Below are 11,290 nucleotides of genomic sequence, written 5' to 3' on the forward strand. Positions count from 1 at the left end.
GGAAGCTAAGCCTTTCAGCGCCGATGGTACTGCAGGGGGGACCCTGTGGGAGAGTAGGACGCCGCCGAACAATCATTGTGGGAAAGCCCCGCACCTTATGGTGCGGGGCTTTTCTGCGTTCACCACCCATCTCGAAAATGCGGCGTCTAGGGTGGCTGAATGCGCTATGAACTGGTCATCTTCGACAACGACGGTGTCCTCGTCGACAGTGAGCCCCTTGCCAATACCATCCTCGCCGGATATCTCACCGAGCTCGGGCACCCCACCACGTACGAGGACTCCCTCCGTGACTACATGGGCGCCGCCGTGCACCGCGTGCACGATCTGATCGGGGAGCGGACCGGGCAGCGGCTGCCGGAGGAGTTCGACTCCATCCTGCACGCCCGCACCTTCGCCGCGTTCGAGCGTGAGTTGGAGGCTGTGCCGGGCGTGACCGACGTACTCGACAAGCTCGTGGCCGACGGGGTGCCATACTGCGTCGCGTCCTCCGGGAGCCATGAGCGGATCCGGGTCGGGCACCGCAAGACCGGGCTCGACCGGTGGTTTCGGGACGAGAACATCTTCAGCGCCGAGGACGTCGGACGGGGGAAGCCCGCGCCGGATCTCTTCCTGCACGCGGCCGCCCGTATGGGGGTCGCGCCCGAGCGGTGCGTCGTCGTCGAGGACAGCCGGCTGGGGGTACAGGCCGCGCACGCCGCCCGGATGGACGTGTACGGCTTCACGGCCATGACGCCCGCCGACCGACTCCCCGGCGCGCGCGGGCACTTCACCGAGATGGCGGACCTCCTCGACCTCCTCTCCAGGCCCCAACCCGCCGGACATTGACCGTGTGATCCACCTACCCATGGGTAGAGGAGCGGCTTACGCTGTGCCGCCATGACGGTGGGCATGACAGACGCGCGGTTGCGGCGGGGGCGAGGCGCCCTGGCGGGCAGCTTCTTCGTGCAAGGGGTGACCTTCGCGCTGCTCGTGACGCGCATCCCCGCCATTCAGGACCGGTACGGGATATCCGACGCACTGCTGCCCGCCTTCCTGGCCGCCGTGCCGATCCTGGCCGGCGTGGCGAGCGTCCTCACCGAGAAGGCCGTGCGGCGGATCGCGCCCAGTGCGGTCCTGCGGTGGGCCCAGCCGCTCGTGCTGCTCGCGCTGCTCGGCGTCGGGGCCGGCACCGAGCTCTGGCACGTGGCCGTGGCGCTCGGGGTGTTCGGTCTGGCCGTCGGTGCCCTGGACGCCGCCATGAACATGCTGGGGGTGAGCCTCCAGCGGTCGTACGGGCGCAGCATCATGCTCGGCTTCCACGCCGCGTACAGCCTCGGTGGGATCGCCGGGGCGTCCCTCGCGTGGGCGGGGGCGCACTGGGATCTCGCGCTGTTCGTGTCGTATCTGCCCGTCGTCGCCGTCCTCGTACCGGCCGTGCTGGCGGCCAGCCGCTGGTACGTGGACGGTTCGCCCCATCCCTCCGCACAGGGGCGTCAGTCTGGCGCCGGGGTGTCGTTCAAGCTGCTGCTGCCGCTGTGTCTCGTCATGACCTTCGCGTACATAGGGGACTCCACCGTCGCGAACTGGAGCGCGAAGTATCTGCAGGACGTGCTCGGCAGCTCGGAGGAGCTGGCGACCGTCCCCTACAACGCGTACATGGTGACGACGCTGCTCGGGCGGGCCGTCGGGGACTTCGGTGTACGGCGGCTGGGTGCCGCGGTCGTCGTGCGCGGCGGGGCCGTGCTGGCGGCGGTCGGGTTCGCGGTCGTGGCCGTGGCGCCGGGGGCCTGGGTGGGGATGGTCGGGTTCACGGTGCTCGGGCTGGGGCTGAGCGTGCTCGTGCCGCAGACCTTCGCGGCGGCCGGGCGGCTCTTCCCCGGGGACAGTGACGCGGCCGTGGCGCGGCTGAATGTCTTCAACTACGTCGGCTTCCTGATCGGGTCGCCGCTCGTCGGGGCGCTCGGGGACGCCTGGAGCTACCGCGGGGCGATGCTCGTGCCGATGGTGTTGGTGTTGGTGACCGTGGTGTACGCCACGTCGTTCGGCGTTCAACCGGCCCGATACGGTGGCGGGCATGAGCGGCCGCGCACTGTTGATGTGGGATGAAGCTGTCACGGGGTACGACTTCGGTCCCAGCCACCCGATGGACCCGGTCAGGCTGGCGCTGACCATGGGGCTCGTACGGGCCTACGAGCTCGACCGGGCCGTCGAGGTGGTGGCTGCCAAGCCGGCCGGGGACTCCACGCTCCGGCTCGTGCACCGCCAGGACTACGTCGACGCCGTGAAGGCCGCCTCGGCGGACCCGGCGGCGGCTCAGCAGGCGTACGGCCTGGGGACGGTCGACGATCCGGCGTTCGCGGGGATGCACGAGGTGTCCGCGCTGATCGCCGGGCAGTCGGTCGGGGCCGCGGAGGCCGTCTGGCGGGGCGAGGCCCAGCACGCCGTGAACTTCGCGGGCGGGCTGCACCACGCCATGCCCGGGTCGGCGTCGGGGTTCTGCATCTACAACGACGCGGCGATCGCCATCGCCCGGCTCCTGGAGCTGGGCGCGGAGCGGGTCGCGTACGTGGACGTGGACGTCCACCACGGCGACGGGGTGCAGGCGGCGTTCTGGGAGGACCCCAGGGTCCTCACCGTGTCGCTGCACGAGCACCCGCGGACGCTGTTCCCGCAGACGGGCTGGCCCGAGGAGACCGGGGCGACGGGCCCCGCCGAGGGCGGCGCGGTGAACGTGGCGCTGCCGGCCGGGACCGGCGACGCGGGCTGGCTGCGGGCCTTCCACGCCGTCGTACCGGAGCTGCTGGCCGACTTCCGGCCCCAGGTGCTGGTGACCCAGCACGGCGCCGACACCCACTTCGAGGACCCGCTGGCGCATCTGGCGGTGTCGCTGGACGCGCAGCGCGCCGTGCAGCTGGCCTGCCACTCCCTCGCCCACGAGTACGCCGACGGGCGGTGGGTGGCGCTGGGCGGGGGCGGGTACGCGGTGGTGGATGTCGTACCGCGGTCGTGGACGCATCTGGTCGGGATCGCCGGGCACCGGCAGGTGGAGCCGGCGTCCATGATCCCGGAGTCCTGGCGCGACGAGGTGTACGCGCGGACGCGGCAGCCGGCGCCCCGGCGGATGACGGACGGGAGGTGGCCGGTGACCTGGCGGGAGTGGGAGGGGGGCTACGACCCGGCCGACCGCCTGGACCAGGCGGTGCTGGCGACCCGCCGGGCGGCGTTCCCGCTGCGCGGGCTGCTGCCGTAAGGCTGTCGTAGGGCTGTCGTGGGGTCCGCCGCCGCCGGGCCGGTGGCATTACGCCAACTGTGCGGTGCGGCGCGGGTTCCGGCCCACCGCCGCCCGTGCTCCGGCAGCATCGGAGGGTGTTGAGCACCGGTGCGCTGCGCGCGCACTTGCTGGCGGCCAGGCTGGCCGGGACCGTCGCCACCTCGCGAGAGGAGAGCCTGCGGAGCTACCGGCTCTTCGCCGCGCGCGATCCGCGGGTCACGCTCGGGCTCGACCCCGAATGGGGGTGGGGCGAGCGGGACGTGATGGCCCTGATGGCCGACAAGTGCGGGGTCTCGGACGACCCGGGGCATGTCTCCGGGCCGGATGTCATCGATCCCGAGCGGACGTTGAGCGCGCTCGACGCGTTCGCGGAGCGGCTGGCGGAGGTGGCCGCGCGGCGTGGACCGGTGCTGTTCGGAACCGGGCATCCGCACCGGCTGCTCGGTTTCTACGCCGATCTTGCAGACGCTTTGTCGGCGGCGGGATGTCTTGTTCTCACACCCGCGCAGGGGAGATGTGTCGACATAACGACCCGGTTCGGGCTACGCACGTACAACCTCGACTACGTACGGGGAGTCGCACTCGTCCGGGAACCCGGCCCTCCGAGCGCCCGGCGCGAGACCGGGGCGCACACCCACTCACCGCTGCCGGTTAGGACCGCTCTGGAGGGCGTCCTGGACGGTGGCTGGCCGCTGCCGGAGCTGGTCGTCGGGGACCATGGCTGGGTCTGCGGGGCAGGTCAGCTGGGTATTGAGGCCATCGGCGTCGCCGATACGGACGATCCGGCGCTGTTCGTCGGGGAGGCGGAGGGGCGGGTGTCTGTCGCCGTTCCGCTTGATGACGCTGTGCGGTCTGATTACTACCGACCGCTTACTCGCTATGTACTCAATCGAGCGTGTCTGTCACAGTAAACGGCCGATGGCTGCTCCTCTTCCCCACTCGTACCACCCGCCCCTAGTCTGGAGCGTGAGCGCACAGCGACGAAGAGTCACCGGAGGGGAAGCCGGTGGGCGTCGTGTGCGGAAGGTACAGGTGGGTCATGGCTGCTGGCGAGAGGCCTCTCAACGAGGTCAAGTTCCTGACCGTGGCGGAAGTCGCCTCGGTGATGCGCGTGTCGAAGATGACCGTGTACCGATTGGTGCACAGTGGTCATCTGCCGGCGATCAGGGTGGGCAGGTCCTTCCGGGTCCCGGAGCAAGCGGTGCACGAGTACCTCCGAGAGTCTTTTGTGGGGGTGGAGACCGCATAGCCGGGAGCCCCTCTCGCCCCCGGATTACAAGCTCGGCGCTCGGCCCGGTAGGCTAGGCCGACGTAGGTCGTGTGGGCCCAGACGCCCCGCACCGAGATCCCCGCTGATGCGGGGGTGTTCCGAGAAGTGAGCGAGGGTAGTCGTGGGCTCTGTTATCAAGAAGCGGCGTAAGCGGATGGCCAAGAAGAAGCACCGCAAGCTGCTCAAGCGCACCCGCGTTCAGCGTCGCAACAAGAAGTAAGCGACAGCTGTACGTGTGGCATTCACGGGCCTCCCACCATCCGGTGGGGGGCCCGTGGCGCATTCCGGTGACCCCTGCCGGTCATCGGGGATCCGGGCCCCGCTCGCGGGCCCAGGGCGGCAAAGGGGCGCAAAGTCCCGCCAAGAGGCCCGCACAGTCATGTCAGCGCAACATCCACCCGCTACGGTGACCCTTACGGGACCGAAGGGAAGGCGCTGATCTTGGGCAAAGTCGTGCTCGTCACCGGAGTGGCCCGTACGCTCGGCGGCCGATTCGTACGGCGCATCCTGCGGGATCCGGAGGTCGACCGGGTCATCGGTGTGGACGCCGTGACGCCCGAGCGCCATCTCGGCGGCGCCGATTTCGTCCGCGCGGACATCCGCCAGCCCACCATCGCCAAGGTCCTGGCCGAGTACGACGTCGACACCGTCGTCCACATGGACGTCACCGGCACCCCGCTCGGCGCCGGCGGCCGCGCCGTGGTCAAGGAGACCAACGTCATCGGCACCATGCAGCTGCTCGGTGCCTGCCAGAAGTGTCCGGGCGTCAAGCGGCTGGTGGTGAAGTCCAGCACGAGCGTCTACGGCTCCGCGCCCCGCGACCCGGCCGTCTTCACCGAGACCACCCCGCCCAAGTCGCTGCCGAGCGGAGGGTTCGCCAAGGACGCCGTCGAGGTCGAGGGCTACGTCCGGGGCTTCGCCCGGCGCCGGCCCGACGTCGCGGTGTGCGTGCTGCGCTTCGCGAACATCCTCGGGCCCTGCGCGGACTCCCCGCTCGCCGACTACTTCTCACTGCCGGTCATGCCGACCGTCTTCGGTTACGACCCCCGGCTCCAGTTCGTCCACGAGGACGACGTCATCAACGTCCTGCGCCTCGCCGCCCACGAGCCGCGCCGCGCCACGCTGAACAGCGGCACCTTCAACATCGCCGGCGACGGCGTGCTGCTGCTCTCGCAGTGCTCGCGGCGGCTGGGGCGGCCGACCGTGCCCGTCCTGCTGCCGGCGGTCACCTGGGTCGGTTCGGCGCTGCGGACGGTCGGGATGACGGACTTCTCGCCCGAGCAGATCCGTCTGCTCACCCACGGCCGGGTGGTCAGCACGGTGCAGATGCGCGAGACCCTCGGCTTCACCCCCTCGTACACGACCGCGGAGACCTTCGCGGACTTCGCGCGCAGCCGCGGGCCGGGCCTGCTGCCGCCGGAGGCCCTGGCGGCGACGGTCGACCGGATCGCGGCCTCGCCGCTGGTAACCCGCCGTACGGCCGCCTCCCGTCCGGCCGACCTCGGGCGGGCGACCCACACCACTCAGAGCACACAGAGCGCCGAATAAGGAGCGCGGGCACGATGGCGGACGCCAAGGTCATTCCGTTCGACGACGACAGGTCGCGCGCGGGTGCGCCGCGTTCCTCGCGCCGGCGGCCCGGGGCGGGCGGCAGGCGCAAGGGCGATCCCGTCGCGCCCGTGAGCCCGCTGCCAGGGCAGCAGAGCGCCGAGCCGGCCCTCCAGGACGCGTCGCAGCCCGCCGCGGGGGCCCAGGCGCCCGCTGGGGGCGGCGGCTGGGAGAAGCGGCTCGCCGGGGGCCTGGCGTTCCTGCGGCGGCGTGTCACGGGCGACTACGAGGTCGACGAGTTCGGCTACGACGAGGAGCTCACCGACCAGGTCCTGATGTCGCTGCTGCGGCCCCTGTACGACAAGTACTTCCGGGTCGAGGTGAAGGGCATCGAGAACATCCCGTCCAAGGGCGGGGCGCTGGTCGTGGCCAACCACTCGGGGACGCTGCCGCTGGACGGGCTGATGATGCAGGTCGCCGTCCACGACAACCATCAGGCGGGCCGGCATCTGCGGCTGCTCGCGGCGGACCTGGTCTTCATGCTGCCGGTGGTCAACGAGCTGGCGCGCAAGGCCGGTCACACGCTGGCGTGCGCGGAGGACGCGGAGCGGCTGCTGACCCGCGGTGAAGTCGTCGGTGTGATGCCGGAGGGCTTCAAGGGCATCGGGAAGCCGTTCAGCGAGCGCTACAAGCTCCAGCGTTTCGGGCGCGGCGGTTTCGTCTCGACGGCGCTGCGGGCCGGGGCGCCGATCGTGCCGTGCTCGATCGTCGGCGCGGAGGAGATCTACCCGATGCTCGGCAATGCCAAGACGCTGGCGCGGGTGCTGGGCTTCCCGTACTTCCCGCTGACGCCGACCTTCCCGTGGCTGGGGCCGCTCGGGGCGGTGCCGCTGCCGACGAAGTGGACGATCCAGTTCGGTGAGCCGATCCCGACGGACGGCTATCCGCCGGAGGCGGCGGAGGACCCGATGCTGATGTTCAATCTGACGGACCAGGTCCGCGAGCAGATCCAGCACACGCTCTACAAGCTGCTGGTGCAGCGGAGGTCGGTCTTCTTCTGACGGTGGGGTGCTCTCCCGGCCGGGAGAGCACCCCACTTCGCGTCAGTCCTTCATGTCCTCGCCGTCGATGCCGAGGCCGCCGATGAGCCCTGGCAGCACCGGCGGGATCGTGACGTCCGGCGCCGGTGGCAGCGGTTCCTGGCCCGTGGGGACCGAGGGCGTGCCCGGGGCAGGCCGGTCGAGCAGGCCGCCCGTGTCGCCGCCGAGCAGTCCGTCGTCCGCCGGGCTGCTCGAACCGGAGCCGGAGGGACGGGGTTGGGTCCCTTCGACGGACGGGCCTACCGGTGCGGAGGGGGACTGCCGTCCCGTACCGCTGCCGGTCGCGTCCCGGGTGGCGCCCGGGACGCCGCTGCCACCGCCGGCGGTCTTCTCCGGCAGGACCGGAAGCTGGGACCGGAGCGGGTCGACCTCTTGGTCTATGGCGTCGAAGACCGAACTCACCTTGTTGCCGACGTCGGCCAGTTGCACGGGCAGCCGGTCGCGCAGCCCGGCCCAGGTCGTGCGGTGGGCCTCGGCGAAGGAGTTCAGCGTGGCGATCGGGCCGAGGGTCCCGTCGCGTTGATGCGCCTGGCGGAGCAGCCGGTGGCCTTCGGAGGCGTCGTGCTGCATGCCGTTGAGTGCACGTCGGATCTCGCCCAGGTATTCGTGGTCCTGGTCGAGGTCACCGGCGCGGCCCCGCTCCATGAGCCTGCGGGCCTCGCTGAGCCGGGTGGACGCCTGGTTGAGATAGATCCCGCCGCGGTCCGCGTCGTCGTCGGCCATTCCCAGCTTGATGTCCTCCATGCCCCGCTTCAGCGGGTAGAGGGAGTCACCGGGAAGGGCGTCGGAACTGGCAGCGGCCACTCCGCTGAAGGCACCGGCGGCCACACCGACGGTGAGACCGCCGGCCGCCAGCCCTTTCGACCAGCGGGAGCGGGGGCGCAACTTCCGCAGCGGGGAGGCCCGGTGGGCACCCCGCCCGGCCGTCCGCTGCTCCGGCACCGTAGGTCCCGCGGACGCACCCCCTTCCGCGAGCATCGCTTCCATGGCGGCCACGAGCTGGGCTCGTTGCACCACCTTGACCTCGGGGTCCATTTCCGGTTTCGGCAGCTCGCCGAGACCGGTCGCCAGGGCCAACAGCCTCGTCCGCTCGGCCGGTTCGGCCGTCGCGTCGGTCTGCTCGGCCGCCGTGCCCTGGGGCGTCCGATCCTCCAGGGACTGGGCGAAGGCGTTCGCCCGCCGGTGCGCCGATACGTTCGCGATCACTGGCGGCACCTCCTCTCGTCGTCACGGTCGACTCCCCGGGGGATCCGGAAGGTTGCATGTCTTGAGCACATCCACACGATCGAGTGAGTGGCAGTGGACAAGACGTGACCACAGGGAGCCTGCATCCCGCACAACGAGCGGCGCGGCACTTGGGTTACGCGCGAAAGATGATCGGACCAGTGCGTCATCGAGGCGTCACCGACGGTGAGTTGGGGTCAGCGGGCGTCGTCCGGGAGGAGCCGTGCCAGGGTGCGCACGGCCCGGTACTGGAGGGTCTTGATGGCGCCCTCGTTCTTTCCCATCACACGGGCGGTCTCGGCGACCGAGAGGCCCTGCAGGAAGCGGAGTGTGACGCACTCCTGCTGCTGGGGGTTGAGGCGGCGGACCGCTTCGAGGAGGGCGGCGTTGGAGAGGGACTCCAGGACGGAGTCCTCCGGGCTGCGCTCGACCTCGTTGGCGTCGAGCATCTCGCCGGTGGTGACCTCCAGCCGGAAGCGGCTCGACTTGAAGTGGTCGGCGACCAGGTTGCGGGCGATCGTGACCAGCCAGGCGCCGAAGTCGCGGCCCTGCCAGGTGAAGGTGGAGATGCGGCGCAGGGCGCGCAGGAAGGTCTCGCTGGTGAGATCCTCCGCCGTCGCCTTGCCGCCCACGCGGTAGTAGATGTAGCGGTAGACGGTGTCGCTGTACTGGTCGTACAGCCGGCCGAAGGCCTCGGCCTCGCCCGCCTGGGCGCGCTCGACGAGGTCCATCATGCGCGCGCTGTCACTGTCCGCGGTGGGACGGCGGGCGGTGGTCGAGGTGCCGGACCCGCCCCGGCCACCGCGTCTGCCGACCGCGGCACCGCCGTCGGCGAGGGCATAGCAGGGACCGGCCGGTACAGGCGCGGCGAAGGCGGGGACGGCGTACGCGGTGGGGACGAAGCCGCGCAGGTGGTCGAGGACCGTTGCGCGCAGCGTAGCCAGGCCCGAGGCGTCAACCCCGACGTGTGGGTACACGGGACTCCCAGAGGCAGAGCTTCCATCACGTGCAGTACGGGACCGTTCACCCGTCGTGGCGACGTGTGGGTTCCGGCATGCGTCTGAGGAGAATAACGCTTCGTACAGGCAGCGCTACACCCAGTTGCTCAAATCATCGATTCCGTCGCTTCTGTTACCTCTTGACGACGTATCAAGTCGCACTTGCTGATCGGTTATTGATCGGATTACTTCGCGATCTGCATACCCGGCTGATCTGTTGTGCCCGAGTGGTAGAGGCGCGACTGACGCACACCACGCCTGGGTAGGACGAGGGGAATGGCTGTCCGCAGTCGCGTGCGGCGGTGTTCGACCACGTACGGGTGACCCCGCCGCGCCCCGGGGTGCCGAGGCGCGCGGCGGGGTGCGTCGGCCTGTGGTGAAGGCGGACGGTCAGCGACGGCGGCGGTGCAGGGCGACCGCGGCCGCCGTGCCGCCCGCGAGCGCGCCGACGCCCGCGGCCGCCGGGATGCCGACCTTGGCCGCCTTGCGGCCGGTGCGGTAGTCGCGCAGCCGCCATTCACGGGCCCGGGCGTACTTGCGCAGCTTGGTGTCGGGGTTGATCGCGTATGGGTGCCCGACCAGCGAGAGCATCGGGATGTCGTTGTGCGAGTCGCTGTAGGCGGCGCAGCGGGCCAGGTCCAGGCCCTCGGCCGCAGCCAGGGCGCGGACCGCCTCGGCCTTGGCGGGGCCGTGCAGCGGTTCGCCGACGAGCTTGCCGGTGTAGACGCCGTCGACGGACTCGGCGACGGTGCCCAGCGCGCCGGTCAGGCCCAGGCGGCGGGCGATGATCGTGGCCGTCTCCACCGGGGCGGCCGTGACCAGCCAGACCTTCTGGCCCGCGTCGAGGTGCGCCTGGGCGAGGGCGCGGGTGCCGGGCCAGATGCGGTCGGCCATGTACTCGTCGTAGATCTCCTCGCCGATCGACATCAGCTCGGAGACGCGGTGTCCCTTGACGATGGACAGGGCGCTGTCGCGGGCGTCCTGCATGTGCTCGGGGTCCTCGACGCCGGCCAGCCGGAACCACGCCTGCTGCCAGGCGAACCGGGCCAGCTCGCGGCGCTGGAAGAACTTCCGCTTGTACAGGCCACGGCCGAAGTGGAAGATCGCGGCGCCCTGCATGACGGTGTTGTCCAGGTCGAAGAAGGCGGCCGCGTGGACGTCGCCGACCACGGGGAAGGCCGGTTCCGCTGCCGGCTCCGGCCGGGCGGCGGTCTCCTGGAGGTCCTGGAGCTCCTGCGACGTCTTACGCGCCGCCTCGGCGGCGGCCTCGCCTGCCAGCACGCTGCGCGCGGTGGCGGAGCGCCTACGGGGGGTGAGCCATCCCAGTGCGGCCATAGCGTGAGCATAGCCAGTCTGTTCGGTCCTTCCCGACCGCTGGGGATGCCGTCGCGTGAACTCTCCGCGACCACGCTGTTAAACCGGCTTATCCGGAGCAAGCTGGAGATAAGGGGAGCCCGTCGGCCCTGGGCGCAGAATGGTCGGCATGGTGTGGCGCATGAAGAAGAAGACAGCGGCGACCGACCGCCCCGCGGGGCCGCGGACGGTGACGCTCCTCGGCAAGCCCGGCTGCCATCTGTGTGACGACGCGCGCGTCGTGATCGAGGAGGTCTGCGCCGAGACCGGAGCCGTCTGGGAGGAGAAGGACATCACCCAGGACGAGGAGCTGTACCGGGCCTACTGGGAGCAGATTCCGGTCGTCCTGGTCGACGGCGAGCAGCACACCTTCTGGCGGGTGGACCCGGCCCGCCTCAGGCGTGAACTGGGGGCATGACCCGAAAGGCGGTTACCATCGAGGACGTTTTGCTGGGATTCGGGGGCGTATCTGTGAGGAGTGTGTACGGCTTTGCCCCCTTCGGCTCTTCAACGGGCTGACGCGGTCCTTGGTTCCCTGTTGGCGCGA

12 protein-coding genes and 1 rRNA gene are annotated in these 11,290 nt (G+C 70.7%); 10 read left to right on the top strand and 3 right to left on the bottom strand.

All coding sequences use genetic code 11. The annotated features are described in order from the left end of the window. The 9 genes from rrf to ACZ7LT_RS17855 all read left to right on the top strand — a co-directional run. Positions 1-70: ribosomal RNA gene (gene rrf / locus ACZ7LT_RS17815) — 5S ribosomal RNA — on the top strand; the annotation flags it as partial. Between the two features lie 89 nt (positions 71-159). Further along, positions 160-825 (top strand): HAD family hydrolase, encoded by a 666-nt coding sequence (locus ACZ7LT_RS17820; protein WP_471236996.1) that lies wholly within the window; start codon positions 160-162, stop codon positions 823-825. A gap of 63 nt (positions 826-888) precedes the next feature. Continuing rightward, a complete protein-coding gene (locus ACZ7LT_RS17825; RefSeq protein ID WP_471236997.1) occupies positions 889-2,085 on the top strand; it encodes an MFS transporter in 1,197 nt (398 codons plus the stop codon). Next, the gene (locus ACZ7LT_RS17830) at positions 2,054-3,229 is read left to right on the top strand and encodes an acetoin utilization protein AcuC (RefSeq protein WP_471236998.1); all 1,176 of its coding nucleotides are present in this window, start codon (positions 2,054-2,056) and stop codon (positions 3,227-3,229) included. Before ACZ7LT_RS17825 ends, ACZ7LT_RS17830 begins: the two co-directional genes overlap by 32 nt. Before the next feature lie 116 nt (positions 3,230-3,345). After that, positions 3,346-4,161, top strand: coding sequence for a phosphatase (locus ACZ7LT_RS17835; RefSeq protein WP_471236999.1), 816 nt, complete (start codon positions 3,346-3,348; stop codon positions 4,159-4,161). A gap of 128 nt (positions 4,162-4,289) precedes the next feature. Beyond that, positions 4,290-4,499: a helix-turn-helix domain-containing protein gene (locus ACZ7LT_RS17840; RefSeq protein WP_040875176.1), complete on the top strand. Its 210-nt coding sequence runs from the start codon at positions 4,290-4,292 to the stop codon at positions 4,497-4,499. 142 nt (positions 4,500-4,641) lie between these two features. Further along, positions 4,642-4,740, top strand: coding sequence for a 30S ribosomal protein bS22 (locus ACZ7LT_RS17845; protein WP_003948845.1), 99 nt, complete (start codon positions 4,642-4,644; stop codon positions 4,738-4,740). 221 nt (positions 4,741-4,961) lie between these two features. Next, positions 4,962-6,068 (top strand): NAD-dependent epimerase/dehydratase family protein, encoded by a 1,107-nt coding sequence (locus tag ACZ7LT_RS17850; protein ID WP_471237000.1) that lies wholly within the window; start codon positions 4,962-4,964, stop codon positions 6,066-6,068. Positions 6,069-6,082: 14 nt separating this feature from the next. Continuing rightward, positions 6,083-7,129 carry a lysophospholipid acyltransferase family protein gene (locus ACZ7LT_RS17855; protein ID WP_471237001.1) on the top strand — a complete coding sequence of 349 codons (1,047 nt, stop codon included), beginning with the start codon at positions 6,083-6,085 and terminating at the stop codon, positions 7,127-7,129. Between the two features lie 42 nt (positions 7,130-7,171). Here the strand turns inward: ACZ7LT_RS17855 and ACZ7LT_RS17860 are convergent, their stop codons facing one another. The 3 genes from ACZ7LT_RS17860 to ACZ7LT_RS17870 all read right to left on the bottom strand — a co-directional run bounded on the left by ACZ7LT_RS17860 (position 7,172) and on the right by ACZ7LT_RS17870 (position 10,725). Continuing rightward, positions 7,172-8,374, bottom strand: a complete 1,203-nt coding sequence (locus tag ACZ7LT_RS17860; RefSeq protein ID WP_471237002.1) for a DUF5667 domain-containing protein — start codon at positions 8,372-8,374, stop codon at positions 7,172-7,174. Between the two features lie 215 nt (positions 8,375-8,589). Continuing rightward, a complete protein-coding gene (locus ACZ7LT_RS17865) occupies positions 8,590-9,369 on the bottom strand; it encodes an ECF subfamily RNA polymerase sigma factor, BldN family (protein WP_471237003.1) in 780 nt (259 codons plus the stop codon). Positions 9,370-9,780: 411 nt separating this feature from the next. Beyond that, positions 9,781-10,725 carry an HAD family hydrolase gene (locus tag ACZ7LT_RS17870; protein ID WP_471237004.1) on the bottom strand — a complete coding sequence of 315 codons (945 nt, stop codon included), beginning with the start codon at positions 10,723-10,725 and terminating at the stop codon, positions 9,781-9,783. 160 nt (positions 10,726-10,885) lie between these two features. On the opposite strand from ACZ7LT_RS17870, the gene ACZ7LT_RS17875 reads away from it, so the two are divergent. Next, positions 10,886-11,161, top strand: a complete 276-nt coding sequence (locus tag ACZ7LT_RS17875; RefSeq protein WP_471237005.1) for a glutaredoxin family protein — start codon at positions 10,886-10,888, stop codon at positions 11,159-11,161. Positions 11,162-11,290: the final 129 nt, after the last annotated feature.

The sequence above is a fragment of the Streptomyces sp. NPDC039465 genome, assembly GCF_055639315.1.

Bases quoted from the DNA above. Each gene is read 5' to 3' on its own strand.
- ACZ7LT_RS17820 (WP_471236996.1), top strand. From the start codon at position 160: ATGCGCTATGAACTGGTCATCTTCGACAACGACGGTGTCCTCGTCGAC.
- ACZ7LT_RS17840 (WP_040875176.1), top strand. From the start codon at position 4,290: ATGGCTGCTGGCGAGAGGCCTCTCAACGAGGTCAAGTTCCTGACCGTG.
- ACZ7LT_RS17830 (WP_471236998.1), top strand. From the start codon at position 2,054: ATGAGCGGCCGCGCACTGTTGATGTGGGATGAAGCTGTCACGGGGTAC.
- ACZ7LT_RS17870 (WP_471237004.1), bottom strand. From the start codon at position 10,725: ATGGCCGCACTGGGATGGCTCACCCCCCGTAGGCGCTCCGCCACCGCG.
- ACZ7LT_RS17855 (WP_471237001.1), top strand. From the start codon at position 6,083: ATGGCGGACGCCAAGGTCATTCCGTTCGACGACGACAGGTCGCGCGCG.
- ACZ7LT_RS17875 (WP_471237005.1), top strand. From the start codon at position 10,886: ATGAAGAAGAAGACAGCGGCGACCGACCGCCCCGCGGGGCCGCGGACG.
- ACZ7LT_RS17825 (WP_471236997.1), top strand. From the start codon at position 889: ATGACAGACGCGCGGTTGCGGCGGGGGCGAGGCGCCCTGGCGGGCAGC.